At 61.9% G+C, this 16,217-nt stretch carries 17 protein-coding genes; 9 read left to right on the top strand and 8 right to left on the bottom strand.

Annotated features, from left to right (window positions below):
• Positions 1 to 95 precede the first annotated feature (95 nt).
• Positions 96 to 1,832 (top strand): M14 family metallopeptidase, encoded by a 1,737-nt coding sequence (locus FFY45_RS09630; RefSeq protein WP_439333523.1) that lies wholly within the window; start codon positions 96 to 98, stop codon positions 1,830 to 1,832.
• Positions 1,833 to 1,901: 69 nt separating this feature from the next.
• Here the strand turns inward: FFY45_RS09630 and FFY45_RS09625 are convergent, their stop codons facing one another.
• Positions 1,902 to 2,828 (bottom strand): LysR family transcriptional regulator, encoded by a 927-nt coding sequence (locus tag FFY45_RS09625; protein ID WP_176340269.1) that lies wholly within the window; start codon positions 2,826 to 2,828, stop codon positions 1,902 to 1,904.
• Positions 2,829 to 2,955: 127 nt separating this feature from the next.
• On the opposite strand from FFY45_RS09625, the gene FFY45_RS09620 reads away from it, so the two are divergent.
• The 5 genes from FFY45_RS09620 to FFY45_RS09600 all read left to right on the top strand — a co-directional run bounded on the left by FFY45_RS09620 (position 2,956) and on the right by FFY45_RS09600 (position 8,937).
• Entirely contained in the window at positions 2,956 to 3,348 is a 393-nt protein-coding gene (locus tag FFY45_RS09620) for a Rid family hydrolase (RefSeq protein ID WP_176340268.1), read from the top strand.
• A 531-nt stretch (positions 3,349 to 3,879) separates the two neighbouring features.
• Positions 3,880 to 5,049 (top strand): hypothetical protein, encoded by a 1,170-nt coding sequence (locus FFY45_RS09615; protein WP_176340267.1) that lies wholly within the window; start codon positions 3,880 to 3,882, stop codon positions 5,047 to 5,049.
• 10 nt (positions 5,050 to 5,059) lie between these two features.
• Positions 5,060 to 5,488: a type 2 periplasmic-binding domain-containing protein gene (locus FFY45_RS09610; RefSeq protein ID WP_176340266.1), complete on the top strand. Its 429-nt coding sequence runs from the start codon at positions 5,060 to 5,062 to the stop codon at positions 5,486 to 5,488.
• Positions 5,485 to 7,617 carry a methyl-accepting chemotaxis protein gene (locus tag FFY45_RS09605; RefSeq protein WP_176340265.1) on the top strand — a complete coding sequence of 711 codons (2,133 nt, stop codon included), beginning with the start codon at positions 5,485 to 5,487 and terminating at the stop codon, positions 7,615 to 7,617. The genes FFY45_RS09610 and FFY45_RS09605 overlap by 4 nt, the downstream gene beginning before the upstream one ends.
• 582 nt (positions 7,618 to 8,199) lie before the next feature.
• Entirely contained in the window at positions 8,200 to 8,937 is a 738-nt protein-coding gene (locus FFY45_RS09600) for a DNA/RNA non-specific endonuclease (RefSeq protein ID WP_176340264.1), read from the top strand.
• Between the two features lie 120 nt (positions 8,938 to 9,057).
• Here FFY45_RS09600 and FFY45_RS09595 read toward each other — a convergent pair whose 3' ends face one another.
• Positions 9,058 to 9,288, bottom strand: coding sequence for a DUF1653 domain-containing protein (locus tag FFY45_RS09595; RefSeq protein ID WP_176340263.1), 231 nt, complete (start codon positions 9,286 to 9,288; stop codon positions 9,058 to 9,060).
• Positions 9,289 to 9,416: 128 nt separating this feature from the next.
• On the bottom strand, positions 9,417 to 9,626 hold the full coding sequence (locus FFY45_RS09590) for a hypothetical protein (protein ID WP_168957273.1): 210 nt from the start codon (positions 9,624 to 9,626) through the stop codon (positions 9,417 to 9,419).
• 192 nt (positions 9,627 to 9,818) lie between these two features.
• On the opposite strand from FFY45_RS09590, the gene FFY45_RS09585 reads away from it, so the two are divergent.
• Entirely contained in the window at positions 9,819 to 10,064 is a 246-nt protein-coding gene (locus FFY45_RS09585; protein ID WP_176340262.1) for a hypothetical protein, read from the top strand.
• On the opposite strand, the gene FFY45_RS09580 is transcribed toward FFY45_RS09585, so the two are convergent.
• The gene (locus FFY45_RS09580) at positions 10,017 to 11,495 is read right to left on the bottom strand and encodes a SulP family inorganic anion transporter (RefSeq protein ID WP_217902519.1); all 1,479 of its coding nucleotides are present in this window, start codon (positions 11,493 to 11,495) and stop codon (positions 10,017 to 10,019) included. The genes FFY45_RS09585 and FFY45_RS09580 overlap by 48 nt on opposite strands.
• Positions 11,496 to 11,734: 239 nt before the next feature.
• Here FFY45_RS09580 and FFY45_RS09575 point away from each other — a divergent pair, with 239 nt between their 5' ends.
• Positions 11,735 to 12,268 carry a hypothetical protein gene (locus FFY45_RS09575; RefSeq protein WP_176340261.1) on the top strand — a complete coding sequence of 178 codons (534 nt, stop codon included), beginning with the start codon at positions 11,735 to 11,737 and terminating at the stop codon, positions 12,266 to 12,268.
• A gap of 57 nt (positions 12,269 to 12,325) precedes the next feature.
• On the opposite strand, the gene map is transcribed toward FFY45_RS09575, so the two are convergent.
• The 3 genes from map to FFY45_RS09560 all read right to left on the bottom strand — a co-directional run bounded on the left by map (position 12,326) and on the right by FFY45_RS09560 (position 14,422).
• Entirely contained in the window at positions 12,326 to 13,102 is a 777-nt protein-coding gene (map, locus tag FFY45_RS09570) for a type I methionyl aminopeptidase (RefSeq protein WP_176340260.1), read from the bottom strand.
• A complete protein-coding gene (locus tag FFY45_RS09565) occupies positions 13,099 to 13,311 on the bottom strand; it encodes a ParD-like family protein (protein WP_023905360.1) in 213 nt (70 codons plus the stop codon). The genes map and FFY45_RS09565 overlap by 4 nt, the downstream gene beginning before the upstream one ends.
• 133 nt (positions 13,312 to 13,444) lie before the next feature.
• Positions 13,445 to 14,422 (bottom strand): LysR family transcriptional regulator, encoded by a 978-nt coding sequence (locus tag FFY45_RS09560; RefSeq protein ID WP_176340259.1) that lies wholly within the window; start codon positions 14,420 to 14,422, stop codon positions 13,445 to 13,447.
• 113 nt (positions 14,423 to 14,535) lie between these two features.
• On the opposite strand from FFY45_RS09560, the gene FFY45_RS09555 reads away from it, so the two are divergent.
• Positions 14,536 to 15,642, top strand: a complete 1,107-nt coding sequence (locus tag FFY45_RS09555) for a zinc-dependent alcohol dehydrogenase family protein (RefSeq protein ID WP_343204095.1) — start codon at positions 14,536 to 14,538, stop codon at positions 15,640 to 15,642.
• Between the two features lie 301 nt (positions 15,643 to 15,943).
• Here the strand turns inward: FFY45_RS09555 and FFY45_RS21945 are convergent.
• Positions 15,944 to 16,217 (bottom strand): hypothetical protein (locus FFY45_RS21945; protein ID WP_217902518.1); only part of this gene is annotated, 274 nt, incomplete at its 5' end.

The following is a 16,217-nucleotide window of genomic DNA, read 5'->3' as shown; positions in this document are numbered from 1 at the left end:
TGCACGGCTCACCTGCCCCTCCACGCAATCAATACGCGTCCGCCAACGCTGCAACCGCCCACGCAGCCCGTACCTCCCGGCACGCCTGCGCCAGCTTGCTCGCAGTAACGTTGTTCACCGTCGCACAGGTCAACGCGCAGACCATCGACACCAGCGCGCCGCTGCCGCCGGTGCGCGCCTGGCATGGGGCCAGCGAGGCATTGATCGTCAAGCCGGGCGATCCGTGGATCACGCCGGTGGAGCGCAACGATTTCGCCAGCACGCCCAGCTATGACGAAACGCGCGCGTGGCTGGAACGCCTGGTCGCCGCCTCGCCGCTGCTGTCGTTGGAAGTATTCGGCAAGAGCAGCGAGGGCCGCGATCTGTTCCTGGTACGCGCGCACAAGGGCTCGCCCGGCAAGCCGGTGGTGCTGGCGCAGGCGGCCATCCATGCCGGCGAGATCGATGGCAAGGACGCAGGCTTGATGTTGCTGCGCGATATCGCCCAACGTGGCAAGGACCACCTGCTCGACCAGGTCGATTTCGTATTCGTGCCGATCCTCAATGCCGATGGTCACGAGCAACGCGGCCCGTTGATTGGCGCCGCCCTGCGCGGCCCGCAACAGATGGGCTGGAACACCACCATACGCGGCATCAACCTCAACCGCGATTACCTCAACCTGGAAGCGCCGGAAACGCGCGCGATGGTCGCGTTGCTGCATCGCTTGGATCCGGCGCTCTACATTGATCTGCATGTCAGCGGCGGGCTGGATCATCAGTACGACATCACCTTTACCTTCGCCGGGTGGGGCACCTATGCACGCTCGCGCGCGACCGCCGATTGGTTGCAGCAGCGCTTCACGCCGGCAATGAACACCGCGCTGCGCAGCCAGGGTCACGAGCCGGCCATCTACCCGAGCCTGATCGACGAAGACGAGCCGCGCTCGGGCCTGCGTTACGCACCCGAAGGCCCGCGCTATTCCACCGGGTATGGCGATTTTGCCGGCATCCCCACCGTGCTGGTGGAGAACCATCGTTTGAAGTCGTATCGCCAGCGCGTGCTCGGCGACTACGTGTTGCTGGAAGAAGCGCTGCGCGTGGTCGGCCGCGATGCCAGGAAAATCGATGCAGCCAAGCGCGCCGATCGCGCCGCACGCCCGCAGGAACTGATGGTTGCCTGGGAACGCCTGCAACAGCCGATCGCCCAGGTGCCTTTCAAGGGGGTGACCTACACCCGCGCGCTTTCGCCGGTGTCCGGCCGGCAGGAGCTGCGTTGGGAAGGCCGCGACGAAACCTGGACCATGCCGGTGATCGGCTATCGCCAGGCCCAGGCGGTGCGCTACCCGCTCGCTTGGTGGATTCCGCCCGGCAACGACGATGTGGTCGAACTGCTCAAGGCACACGGCATTACATTCGAACGCTTGCAGCAACCGCGCCAGGTGAAGGTGCAGCAAATTCGCGTGTTAAAGGAAGCCGGCACCCAGACACCGCACGCCGACCACATGCACGAAACCTTCGTCGCCGGCAGCATCCGCGTGCCTGCCGATCAACCGATGCGCATGTTGGCGGCCGCGTTGCTGGAGCCGCAGAGCAGCGATTCGCTGCTGGCCAGCGGACGTTTTCGCAATGCCGGCAGCCCCGACAGCGGCCTGTACGGCACCGAGCTGGTGGATTTCACCGAGCGCATGTTGCGCAGCGATGCGGCCCTGCGCGCCGCGTTCGAACGCAAGCTCGCCGACGATGCGGCATTCCGCGCCGATGGCGATGCACGCTTGCAATGGATCTATGCACGCTCGCCGTATGCAGCGATCAACGGCTGGCGTTATCCGGTGCGGCGTCAGCTGGCAGAATGATTCATCGGCATTGCCGATTCCCTCGTGTGGGATCGGCAATGCAGTGCGTGTTTCTGTCGCATCACCCGGTCACCGGAGTGCAGGCGCCCCCACCGGTGCATGCTCGGCCATCAACGCAATCACCCAATCGATAAACACCCGCAGCTTGGCGCTGACATGCCGGTTGGGCGGGAACGCGATCGACAGTGGCATCGGCTCCAGTGACCAGTCGTCGAACAGTTGCACCAGCTCGCCACTGGCGACATGCGCCTTGGCCATGTACACCGGCAACCACAGCACGCCCATGCCGGCCAGGCCTGCGGCCAGATAGGCGTTGCCATCGTCGGACGCCACCACGTAACGCCCCTGCAGATTCACCGCTTCATTGCCGCGCTGCATGACATAGGGCACGGTCTTGTTGTTGCTCCAACGCATGAAACCGACACAGCGATGCTGGGTGTTTTCCAACTCCTGCGGGTGCGCCGGCATGCCCAGCCGCTGCAGATACGAAGGCGCTGCATACACACCCGCCTGCAGGTCGCCCACACGGCGCGCAATCAACGATTGATCGGTGATGATGCCGCCGCGCACCACGCAATCCACGTTCTCGCCAATCAGATCCACGCGGCGGTCGCTCACGCCCATATCCAGCTGGATATCCGGATAGCGCGCATGAAATGTCGGCAGCGCCGGCATCAGGATCAGGCGCGCCAATGGGCTGGGCACATCCACGCGCAAGCGCCCGCGCGGCAGCGCCGATGCATCGGACAGGCTGGTCTCCGCATCGTCCATGTCTGCCAGCAGCCGCAGCACACGCTCGTAGTACGCCGCGCCATCGGCGGTCACATGCACCCGGCGCGTGGTGCGGTTGAGCAAGGTCACGCGCAGGCGTGCCTCCAGCTGCTGCACCAACTGGGTCACGCTGGCCCGGCTCATGTGCAAGGTCTCGGCTGCCTTGGTAAAGCTGCCGGTCTCAACCACACGCGCAAACGCCTGCATCCCGTCGAACCGATCCATCGCCGCTCCCCACCAAAAGATTGTTTGGATTTTACAAATAGTATTGGCCTGGGTTGCCGATTTATCGCAGCGGCGCAAGCGCCTACCGTGGCCGTCTGTTCCGACTAGACGCTTGATGGAGATCCCCATGGCAACCCGTGACGTTGTTTTTCCTCAAGGGCGCCACGCCCTGTATGAGCGCCATCGCTATTCCCCGGCGGTGCGCGCCGAGGGCTTGTTGTTCGTCGCCGGCCAGGTCGGCAGCCGCGAAGACGGCTCGCCGGAACCGGAGCTGCCCGCAGAGATCGCCCGCGCTTTCGACAATCTGGACGCCATCCTCGCAGCGGCCGGTTGCACCACGCAGGACGTCGTCGACGTCACCTTGTTCATGGTCAACCCGGAAGTGGTCTTCGAGGCCATGTGGGAAAAGTGGGTCAGCTACTGGGGCCCGGCGCCCTACCCCACCGTCACCGCAGTGGGCGTGACCTGGCTGGCTGGTTTTCGGTTCGAGATCAAGGTGGTGGTCAAACTGCCGGCATAGCAGCAGTAACCGGTTTCAGTAACTCGTCGGTGGTTACTTCGTTGCTCCTGCGTGCTGCTGAAAAGTCTTTGATGGCGAAATTCCCACTAGCGATCAGTCACTAGCACGGTCGATCGAAGTAACTCAAAAGATCGCCACGCCTGGCTTGCCAGTGCGTGGCGATTTTGTTATCGCGCGCGCTCAGGGCAACAGCAGCACTGTCCAATTCGCCTGCATAGAAAGACGGCCTTGGCGTTCTCACGCCATCATTTATCGCGCCGACAACCGACAGGCCACAACTGCGGACGATTATGTCCGCGGATACTGACGCAAGCTGTTTCAAACCCGTGAATCAGGCGTCTCGATAGGGCATCACTATCGTCAATTTCTACAGCCCTTCGAAATCTTAACCAGTCAATTTGAATTGTAAAAATCTCGCTAAAGCAACGATGCAGACGGCCGCTACCGCAATCCAGGGTGTTGCGACGCCCATCACCGTTCTGCCCGCGCGTCGCCATGGCGCTGCGTCCATCACACACAGCCGAGATTTCAATGAAATTGACCGTCAAGCTTCTCAGTGGCGCCATTGCCCTGGTTTCGTCGACCTGCGCCTATGCGCAGCAGGACGCGATGTTTTCCTTCAGCGGCTTCGGCACGCTGGGCGTGGTGCATTCGACCGAGGACCAGGCCGACTTCACGCCCGACATCCAGACCGAAGAAGGCGCAGGCGCCAGTCACTCCACCTCGGCCCGTCCGGACTCGCGCATCGCCGGCCAGGTCAATGCCAACTTCACCGAGAAGTTCACCGGCGTATTGCAGGTGACCAGCGAGTACGCCGAACGCGGCGATTACGATCCCAAGGTCACGCTGGCGCATGTGAAGTATCAGTTCGGCCCGCAGTTCGCCGCCCGCCTGGGCCGCATCACTGCGCCGCTGTACATGCTCTCGGAGTACCAGCGCGTCGGCTACGCCACGCCTTGGGTGCGTCCGCCATACGAGGTCTACAACTACCTGCTGCCGATGGACGGCGTCGAAGGCGTGTACACCATCAATGCGGGCGAGAGCGTGGTCAGCGTGCAGGGCTTTTACGGCCGCATCAATTCGAAGAAGGCCGATGTGTACGCCATGCGCGGCCTGGCGCTGGGCCTGGAATCGGGTGCGTCGACGTTCCGCGCCGCCTACATCGTGGGCACCACCGATTTCGACACCCCGCAGCTGGACCGCCTGTTCTCGGCTTATCAGCGCATCAATCCGGCGCTGGCCGATCGCCTGACCACCTACGGCGTGGACGGCAGCTTTGCCAGCGTTGGCTATGCCTACGATCCGGGCAGCTGGTTCCTGCGCAGCGAAGTGATTCGCGCCGATTACTCGCCTTCGCTCAACGGCAAGACCACCTCCGGCTATCTCAGTGTCGGCGGTCGCTTCGGCACGCTGACGCCGTCGATCACCTATGCCAATGTCGATCGCAAGGGTCCGACCATCGCCCCCGGCCAGGATCCGGTCGGTGTGATGACACGCGCCCTGGCGCAGGCCGAAAGCGGCCGCCACAGCTTCACCGCTGCGCTGCGTTGGGACGCGCGTGAGAGCGTCGCGTTCAAGTTGCAGGCCAGCCACATCAACAACAACGCGGGCTCGTTCGGGTCGTTGAACAACATCCAGCCGGGCTTCCGTCCGGGCGGCAGCTACAACCTGCTGTCGGCGTCTGTCGACTTCGTGTTCTAAGAGAGCCCCCATGACCATTTCCAAGTGTTTTGCAGTCTCCCTGCTTGCTGCGTTGTCGCTGACCGCGTTCTGTGCCAATGCCGATGTGGTGGTGGTGATGTCGGCCAAGGGCGGCCCGGACAGCCTGAGCGCTGCGCAGGTGTCGCAGATCTTCCTGGCCAAGTCCAACAGCCTGCCCGGCGGCGGCGCGGCCGTGCCGATCGACCAGGAAGAAGGCGTCGCCACCCGCGATGAGTTCTACAAGAAAGTGGCCGCGCGCGATTCGGCGCAGCTGAAGTCGTATTGGTCGCAGCTGATGTTCACCGGCAAGGCGCAGCGTCCCAAGCGTGTCAGCGGCGATGACGCGGTCAAGAAGGCGGTTGCGGCCACACCCGGCGCCATCGGTTACATCAGTGCCAGTGCAGTGGACGCCAGCGTCAAGGTTGTCCTGAAGCCGTGACCCGCCACCTGCTCGAGACTCAAGTCATGAGACGTATTCTGTCGCTACCGTTGTTCTGGAAAATCCTGATGCCGGCAGCGGTGGCGATCCTCTGCCTATCGAGCTATGTGGCTTTCAGCACGCTGGTGTTTCACCGCAACAACGACCGCCTGGAAGCGGTGCGCGACGTGCATTTCCCCATGCTCGATGCGATGACGCGCAACGTGGCGGCGCTGGACAAGCTCATCAACGGGCTCAATGGCGCCGCCGCTGCGGGCGATGCCGATATGTTGGCGGCCACCAAGCCGGTGGCCGACGAGATCCACAGCTCGTACGTAAAATTGCAAAAGGCCGACCCGGCCAATGCAAAAGAGCTGGCACGCCTGGGCAAGGAGTTCGATCAGTACTACAGCCTGGCACATGGCGTGGCTGCGGCGTTCGTGGAGCAGCGCGAACCCGATGCGCAGCAGATGAGCGCGATGGCGCCGGCACTGGAGACCTATCGCACCACCCTGACCGCCATGCAGAAGCGCGCCGATGCACGCTTCCGCGGCACCGTGCAGGAAGCGCTGGACAGCTCGGTCACCGCAAGCATGGGCGGCCTGATCCTGGGCCTGGTCGGCGCGGTGGTGTGCATTGGTTTTGGCTGGATCGTGGCACGTGCCATCACCCAGCCGCTCAATCGTGCCATCGGCATTGCACATGCGGTGTCGTCGGGCAAGTTGGAAAACACCATCTCGATCGACCGCAACGACGAAGTCGGCCAACTGCTGCAGGCGATGGACAGCATGCAGCGTCAGCTGCGTCGCGTGATCCAGGCGCAGACGGAAATGGGCGACAAGCACGAGGCCGGCATGGTCAGTCACCGTATTGCCGAGCAGGAATTTCCCGGCGAATTCGGCAGCATGGTGCGCGCCAGCAACACGCTGGTATCCAGCCATCTCGCAGTGACCATGCAGATCGTCGCGCTGACCGAACGCTATGCCGCAGGCGATCTGTCGCAGCAGCTGGCGCCGTTGCCCGGCGAAAAAGCGGTGATCAGCCAATCGATCAACGATGTGCGGGCCAGCCTGTTGTCCATCAACGGCGAGATCAAGCGGCTGGCCTCGGCCGCGGCGGCGGGCGACTTCAGCGCGCGTGGCGACGAGACCGCGTTCGAACATGATTTCCGCCAGATCGTTGTGGATCTCAATCATTTGATGAGCACCTCGGACAAGAGTCTTGGCGAGGTGTCGCAGGTATTGCAGGCCATTGCCAGCGGCGATCTGACCACACGCATGCACGGCACTTCTTCCGGTGTCTTTGCGCGCATGCGCGACGATGCCAACACCACGGTGGATCGCCTGACCGATATCGTCGGGCGCATCCAGCATTCGTCCTCGGAGATCGATACCGCTGCCGGCGAAATTGCCGCCGGCAATCAGGATCTGTCGCGGCGCACCGAGTTGCAGGCCGCCAACCTGGAAGAAACCGCTGCCTCGATGGAAGAACTCACCGCCACCGTCAAGCAGAACGCCGAACACGCCCGTCAAGCCAACGCGCTTGCACGCAGCGCTGCCGGTGTGGCCTCGCAAGGTGGCGAGGTGGTCAGCCTGGTGGTCGGCACCATGTCGGGTATCGAAACCTCGTCCAAGAAGATCGCCGAGATCATCAGCGTCATCGACGGCATCGCGTTCCAGACCAATATCCTGGCCTTGAACGCGGCGGTGGAAGCCGCACGTGCCGGCGAGCAGGGTCGCGGTTTTGCCGTGGTGGCAAGCGAGGTGCGCACCTTGGCACAGCGCTCGTCCGGTGCGGCCAAGGAGATCAAGGGACTCATCGATGCATCGGTGGGCAAGGTGGCCGAAGGCTCGGCACTGGTGCGCAAGGCCGGCACCACCATGACCGAGATCGTTGCCAGCGTGAACCGCGTCACCGACATCATGGGCGAGATCACCGCCGCTTCCAGCGAGCAATCGGCCGGCATCGAGCAGGTCAACCAGACCGTCATCCAGATGGACGAGACCACGCAGCAGAATGCGGCATTGGTGGAAGAAGCCATGGCTGCGGCACGGGCGATGGAGAAGCAATCCAGCACGCTCACGCAATTGGTCTCGCAGTTCCAGCTGGCGCCTGCCACCGAACAGCAGCTGGTACGACACGTCGCATAGCGGGTCGCTCGATCGATCGACCCGAACGCCTCGCCACACGCTCGACACCCCTCTCTGCACGCACTGCAGACGAGGGGGTCTTTTCGTTTTGGGCTCATGCGAATGCGAAGCTGAGGCGATGCGGTGATCCGGCAGTGTTGCCCGGCGAGCCGTCCCCCTTCCCATCGAGGAGTGCCGCTGCGTTGCCGACGGGGCAAGCCTAGGTTGGCGTACTTCCTGACCTTCACGTCAGTGGTCATCCGACTTTACCCACAGTGCATCGCTGATTGCGCGCCGCTGCAAAAGCGTGGTTGAGACGCGCATCTGCCCGCTCCAGGCATAACCAATCGCTTATCGCCTGCGAGCCATATGCTCGGAAAAGCCAGATAAACATCACACTTTTATCGAAAAAAGTGGTGTGACTGCACATTCCTCACGTGTACGTCACCAACAAGCAACATTTGCGTGCGATAGCTGTTGCGCTCGCTAACAACCGAGCCAACCTGTCCCCCCTTCCAGCGCACGTTCGCTGAACGTCGATCTGCTCACCGGCAGCCGGCGGTGGCTTCGTGCGTCCGAATGATTCCAAGGAGATTCACTCCCATGCGCTTCAGGACTTTCTTTGCCGTTGTTCTTCTCACCGCCTTCAGTGCCGCCGCAAATGCACAGGTCGTCACCCTCAACAAGGGTGGCTACACGCTGCGCTACGACTGCACCAACCACACCGCGCTGCGCTACGAATACGTCCTGCAGGCCGATACCGGCTCGGCGGCGCGTCCGTCCAGCTTCAATCTGGATACCGAACTGCCCAGCGGCTGCGCCGGCCAGACCTCCACTGCCTCCTACGCCAGCGTGCGCACCGGCTACGATCGCGGCCACCTGGTGACCTCCAACCACATGGACTACAACGCGACCTACATCCGTCGCGCCAACCTGATGTCCAACATCGTGCCGCAGGTGGCCAGCTTCAACCAGGGCATCTGGGTGCGTGCCGAAAACGTGGCCGAGTGTTACCGCGACATCGCCAGCGTGCAGGTCTACGGCGGGGTGATCTACAGCGACACCACCAACGATTACTTCCTGACCAGCCACGGCATCCGCACCCCGGATTTCTTCTGGAAGACGATCATCACCGCCAACCCGAGCGGCGGCACGCGCGCGATCAGCTGGCTGATTCCCAACAGCGCCACGCTCGGTTCGCTCGATAGCTACATCGTCAGCATCGACGAATTGGAAGACCTGTACGGCGCCAGCGCCATCGGCATCACCGCACCGGCCGCCGTCAAGGCCATGCTGCCCGCCACCACCTGGCCGCAGCCGAGCAATTGCGACCTGAGCTGATTACCGATTAGGTACGCGATGTAAAAAAGCCCGGGCATGCCCGGGCTTTTGATTGGCTTCACACCATCGCCATGCACGACAAAAAAAACGGCTATTGGCCCTGTGAGCTGCAGGCAACCGTTACTCCACAAACTCAAAGCGCGGGCGTTCAATTCCCTCCACTTCGACCTGCTCGACAAACATCGCATAGGGCCGCACCCACATGCCGATGTCGCTGTCCAACGGGCGGTAGAGCACCAGCGGCTCAAGCGTCTCGCTACTGCGCACGACACCCAGCACCTCGTAACGGCCACCCTTGAAGTGGCGGTACTGCCCGAGCGCGATGGAAGGCAGTGGCGGCAAATGATCCATGGACGTCAACGTGATCGAGGGCCAGCCAGTTTAATCAGCCAGCGCGGCCACAGCCAGAACATGCCGCAACACATGCGGCATGTTCTTGAACTCAGCAACGCACCAGTGCACGCGTTGATTCAGAGCGGCTACTGCTCATCCTCTTCGTCGACCTCATCGTCTTCTTCGTCATCGTCCAGATCCACGTCGGCATCCACTTCGTCTTCGATGGCATCGTCGTCGTCGATCTCGCTGTCCTGCGCAGGCCCGTCCTGGATCGCTGCATGATCCTTGCCGGGTGCCTTGACGCCGTTAGGCGGTGTGGTCGGGTCGTCTACGCCGTTTTCGTAACTGCTCATGATCAGCTCCAGCGGCAAAGGACCGCAAAGCCACCCTCCTCCGGGCCATGTGATGCGCACGTGTGTCCGCCGCATCGGCAGGAGCGCGTGTCGCAGCCGCGTCATCCGGTGACGCATGAGGCCGTCTCACCGGCACTGCATCCGGCACGCGCCTGCGTCCGTAGCTAACAAGACGCCCACCGAGGAAACACCATGCCGAGCCTGATCCACGATCTGCACGACCTGCTCGCATCCTGGAAGGCCGAGGCGCAAACGTTCGAAGCCTGCGACATGCCGGCCTCTGCGCTCGCCTTCCGGGAGTGCCACCGCCGCCTCAGCGCGCTGCTCGGTGAGCATGCGTCTGCTACAACTGCGCTGGGCGCCGCCACCGCCGCGCATGAGCGACAGATATCAGTGACCCACCCGCAAGCGCGCGCCAGCGCGCCGGTGGGTTCCTAAGCGTTCGATCAGCGTGTCGCTGGCCTGATTCAAGCCGACGACCTCGACGGCCGCGCCGTGCGCGCGCAGCTTGAGCACCACCCGATCCAGCGCTGCCACCGCGCTGATATCCCAGAAGTGCGCGTGGGTGAGATCGATCAACACCTTGGACGGTGTGCTCAGCACATCGAAGCTGGCGGCGAACTGCCCGGCCGAGGCAAAGAACACCTGCCCGCGCACGGCATAGACCCGCACACCGTCGTCGCGATCGATCTCCTGCACCTGCAGCATGCGCCCGACCTTGCGCGCGAAGAACAGCGCCGACAGCAACACCCCCGCAAACACGCCTTTGGCCAGATCGTGCGTCCACACCGTGACCACGACGGTGCCGAGCATCACCACCGAAGAACTCTTGGGGTGCGTGCGCAGATCGCGTAGCGACCCCCAGCTGAAAGTGCCGATGCTGACCATGATCATCACCGCCACCAACGCCGCCATCGGGATCCGACGCACCCAGGGCGCGCCATACACCACCATCAGCAACACCACCACGCCGGCCACCATGCATGACAGGCGCCCACGCCCACCGGAGCGCACGTTGATCACCGATTGCCCGATCATCGCGCAACCGGCCATGCCACCGAAGCAGCCGGCAAGCATGTTCGCCAGCCCCTGGCCTGCGCATTCGCGATTGCGTTGCGACGGCGTATCGGTCATGTCTTCGACGATCTGCGCGGTCATCAACGACTCCAGCAAGCCCACCACTGCCAGCGTCGCCGACACCGGCAGCAGGATGCGCAAGCTGTCCCACGTCAGCGGCACATCCGGCAACAGAAACACCGGCAAACTGTCTGGCAGACGGCCCATATCACCCACGCTGCGGATATCGATCTGCCAGTACGCACATGCCACGGTGAGCACCACGATGGCAACCAGCGGCGAGGGAATCGCCGTGGTGAGGCGCGGAAGCAGATAGATGATGGCCAAGGCCGCTGCACACACCGCATAGACCGGCCATGGCATGCCGATCAGCTCCGGCAACTGCGCAAGAAAGATCAGGATTGCCAACGCATTGACGAAGCCGGTGATCACCGATCGCGACACAAAGCGCATCAATGCGCCAAGCCGAAACGCCGCTGCGATCAGCTGCAGCGCACCCGCCAGGACGGTAGCCGCCAACAGATACTGCACCCCGTGATCCTTGACCAACTCCACCATCAACAGCGCCATCGCGCCGGTCGCTGCGGAAATCATGCCAGGGCGGCCACCGGCGATGGAGGTCACCACCGCAATACAGAACGCAGCGTAGAGCCCCACCTTGGGGTCGACACCGGCAATGATCGAAAACGCGATGGCTTCGGGAATCAGCGCAAGCGCGACCACGATGCCAGCGAGCACATCGCCACGCACATTGCCGAACCATTGCTGGCGCAACGAAAAAAATCTGGACATTGAAACGACTCCGCGCACCGGCAAACACACGGCGCGAATACATGAACGTCGAACACCTGGACCTTCGCAGAGACTGCGAGCGCGTGATGCGTCAGGTCAGGGTGGCGTCATGGTGTCGGAGGAGATCGCTCTGGACGAATGTCGATGCTAACGCGTTGAAGCACTGCAGAACAAGACAGGCTGCGCAGCCCGCATGCCGAGTTGCTACAGTCGATTCAACACTCGACAATGGATGCCCGATGTTCAAGCTGTTGCTTGTGCTGTTAGTGATCGAGGGCATTCTGCAGATCGCCTGGAATCGGCCGTATTTCAGATGGGGACTGCCCGTGTTCAAACGGCGGATTCCGGTGACCAGCACCCAGCTGACCTGTTTTTCATTAGCGCAGGTCGAAAACGCGGTTGAGCAAACGCGCTGGCCAGACCTCAGGTTCCATCCGCTCTCCGAACACGCCTACGCATTTCGCGAAACGTTTCTGGTGTTCGTCGGTCCCGTCTATCCGTTGGTGATGCGAGGGCACATCGCTATCGACCGCCGGCGACGTGAAATCGTCATTACCGGCTTCTGCAACTGGGCCGTGCTGTACATGATCGCCGTCATTCTTGTTCCAGCGCTGGCGATCAGACCGGGCGCTGCATTGATGTTCCTGGGACTTCTCGCACTGGTCTATCTTTTACAACGTAGCAGGTTCGGCAATGTGGAAGCGGCGGTACAGATGCTGCTGAGCACCAACACGACCCCACTCATTGTGCGACCGCGCACTCCACGGAACTAATGGGTCTCGCGTAAGACACAGACCCGCCTGCTGCCCCTGCGGTCGCCAGGCCAGACATCAATCGACTATACATAGCGGCTTTTCTCCAGGCCGCAACGTCAGCACACGCACACCGGTACGCGTCACCGCCACGGTGTGCTCGAACTGCGCCGACAACTTGCCGTCGCGCGTATGCACCGGCCATTGATCCGGCTCGGCGCGAATCGCCGCCCTGCCCTGATTGATCATCGGCTCGATGGTGAACACCATGCCTTCCTGCAGCTGTATCCCGGTGCCGGCGTGACCGTAATGCAGAATCTGCGGGTCTTCATGCATCTGCCGGCCGATGCCGTGCCCGCAATATTCCTTCACCACGCTATAGCCGTGCTCGCGCGTATGCCGCGCAATCGCATGACCGATGTCGCCCAGACGCGCCCCGGGGCGCACCGCCGCGATCCCTTTCCACATCGCCTGATACGTGGTTTGCACCAACCGCCGCGCCGGGTACGCCACCTCGCCAACAAGGTACGTGGTGCTGGAATCGGCAATGAACCCGTTTTTCTCCAGCGTGATATCCAGATTGACGATCTGCCCGCTGCGCAGCACATCATCGGCCGATGGCACACCATGGCAGACCACATCGTCGATCGAGGCGTTGAGCACGAATGGAAAATCGTACTGGCCCTTGCTGGCCGGTCGCGCATCCAACTCATCGACAATCATCCGCTCGACAAAGTCGTTGAGTTCCAGTGTGCTGCGGCCTTCGAGCGGCAGCTGATCCAGCGCATGAAACACCTGCGCCAGCAGCTGACCGGAGGCAGCCATCAAGGCAACTTCGTCCGGCGACTTGATCATGCCCGTGCTGGCTTCAAGGCCTGCGGCCGCACCCCCGCCGCACGCAGCTCCTGCGCCACGATCTGCTGAAACGACGCCTCCGGATTCATCTCGCACAACATGCCGACCTTGATCCAGAAATTGGCCTGCGCATTGATCGAGCGGCTGGTCACCGTGCACGCGCGGCGCAACTGATCGTGAAGCTCGTCGTCGATGTTGACGATGCCCATGACTACTCCAAACGTGTCGATATACGAATCGTATATGAAACATATATAAATCCACAACGTGCGTATTTGCCGAGGGACAATGCACATCACGGATCAACAAACGGACGCGACTGCGGAAATGCCCATCGATGCGCTACGACGTGGCAAGACGTTTTGCACGAGAAAGCGGCGCCGATTTGGGCTTGTTCAGCTGCTCCGGTCCGGTCAGCCACCTGGCATCGATCGTTTCGAAATGGCGTGTCATCCACTCGACAAATGCACGCACGTGCGGCGCCACATACGAACGTGTCGGCAGCAACATCGATACCTGTTTCGCCTTGGGCCGGCAGTGCGCCAGCACTTCCACCAGGCGGCCGCTCGCCAGTTGCTGATCCAGCAGTAAACCGGGTGCCTGGATGATTCCGAAACCGGCAACGCCGCACTCCACATAGGCGGTCGAGTCGTTCACCAGCATCCCACCCTTGCTGGTGTGTGAGACATCCTTACCATGCATGGTGAAGTTCCATGGCAGCACGCGCTTGCTCACGCCGGAAATGAATCCCACCAGTGCATGCCCGGACAATACATCCGGACTCTCTGGCGCTCCAAATTTGGCAACGTATCCCGGTGCCGCACAGGTCACCATCGTGGCAAACCCGAGTTGTTTCGCCACAAGACTCGAATCGGCAAGATCGCCCAAACGGATCGCACAATCGGCGCTTTCTGCAACAAGATCGACAGCGCGGTCGGTCACTCCCAACGTCAGCTCGATTCCGCTGTGGGCCTGAGTAAACGCGTGCAGTGCTGCAATAAACGACTGCACGGCGAAAGCCGACGGGATATCCAAACGCAGTCGCCCTCGCAACACCGTGCCGGGCCGGCTGAACATCGCGCTGGCGTTCGCGACGCGGTCGAGAATGTCGTGCACCTTGGCAAGAAACGCATCGCCCTCCGGCGTCAGGCTGACCCGACGTGTGGTGCGCTGAAACAAGCGCACGCCCATCGAGGCTTCGAGCTGCCCAATCACCACGGTGACCTGCGGCCGGCGCATCTGCAGCGCATCGGCCGTTTTGGTGAAGCTGCCGAGCTCTGCCAACTTGGCAAAGACCCGCATCGATTGAAGCAATTCCATCAGCGTCTCCCGGCTATGCGGCCTTTCGAGCGGATCGGCTCGCTCGGCCTGCCAGGCACAGTACCGCAATTCGGTCTAATTGTTTCGCTACAAGCAAACAATCCTGATCGCTAGTGCGGATTTATCCAACGACCGGGATCGCGAACAATGGCCGCCTATTCCGCCGACCCCTGGTCATAGCGGATGCATCCTCAAGACGGAGATACATCATGAAAGCATGGCTTCTTCAGGATTTCGGGCTGCACAATCTGCACATGAGCGACTTGCCGACGCCATCGCCCAAAGCTGGCGAATTGTTGGTCAAGGTCGGTGCGGTCTCGCTCAACTTTCGCGATAAGGCTATCGTCGATGGCATCTACGAGCCGCACCTGGTGCCAAAGCCGCTGATCCCGGTGAGCGATGCTGCCGGTGAAGTCGTCGCTGTCGGTGAGGGCGTCACGCGCTTTGCGGTCGGCGACCGGGTCAACTCGCACCTCTACTCGCGCTGGATCGATGGCCCGCCGGGTCCGGATGAGCCGGCCTACTGCTTCGGCTCGCCGTTGCCAGGCGGCCTGGCCGAATACATGATCATCCACGAGCAAAGCGCTGTCCGTGCGCCCGACACCATGTCCGACGAAGAGGCCGCCACCCTGCCCATCGCCGCGCTCACTGCGTGGTATGCACTGGTCGATTTCGGCGAGCTGCAACCGGGCCAGACGGTGCTGGTGCAGGGAACCGGCGGCGTCTCGATTTTTGCAGTGCAGATCGCCACTGCCTTGGGCGCCAAAGTCATCGCAACATCGAGCAAAGATGCGAATCTGCAAACAGCAAAAGCACTCGGTGCCATCGCAGGTATCAATTATCGAACAACGCCGGAGTGGGAAGCAGAAGTGCTCACACTCACAGACGGCAAAGGCGTGGACATCACACTGGACGTGGCCGGTGGCGATGGCATCAACAAGTCGGTGCTGGCCACCAAGGCCGGCGGCAAGATCGCCCAGATCGGCTTCATGAGCGGCCAGCAAAGCGCGTTGGACCTGATGCCACTCATCTTCCGCCAGACGACCCTGCGCGGTATTGCAGTGGCACCACGCTCCTCATTCGATCGCATGAATGTCTTTCTCAACGAACACAAGCTACGCCCGGTGATCGATCACATCTATCCCTTCGAGCAAGCACGCGAAGCCTACGAGCATCTCGCGCGCGGCGCGCTCGGCAAGGTCGTGATCAAGATCGGTTGACGTGATCTGCGCATCGGCGCAGACCGCATCCTGGGCGCATACACGCTCAACGGAATGAATTCACCCACCGTCGAAACCTTGGTCTTCGAACCGATCACCGCATGTGGTCGCCATGGCCGTGGTGATCAGGCTCCGAGGGACCCATCGAGCGGATGTCGAAGCGCACATCCAGGCGCAGCATCAGCCTGCGCAGTGCTGCTCTGACAAAGCAGAACGTCAAAAAACTGTGCGTGTTGCCCAGTGCGGCTGATCGATGGCGCAAGCACCAATAGCAGCACTGCCAGGGAGGCCAAGTGCTGCATCAGTCTGAAAACGGGCGTATGGGGTGAGTGAACCGATAAATTTTAATGAAAAAAATTCGGACCAACTGTTTTTTTTCGTCGCAGCCCCACGCACAATTTGGTGTCGCGAAATGCGTTGATAGGTGCTTGCCGATGACGACCTCTCCGTCTTGCGTTGCCACGACCGCCTGGATCTTGGCGCCATTGAAGACCGATGGAGTTGATCTTGTTTTTTTATCCACTCGCCAGGCCGGCATCTCCAGCGCACAGGCACCTAAGGAACCTCTGAACAAC

It is taken from the genome of Xanthomonas hortorum (assembly GCF_011305375.1).
Taxonomy (GTDB): domain Bacteria; phylum Pseudomonadota; class Gammaproteobacteria; order Xanthomonadales; family Xanthomonadaceae; genus Xanthomonas; species Xanthomonas hortorum_E.
The sequence above is the reverse complement of the archived record's forward strand: the minus strand, read 5'-3'. Positions and strand labels throughout refer to the sequence as shown.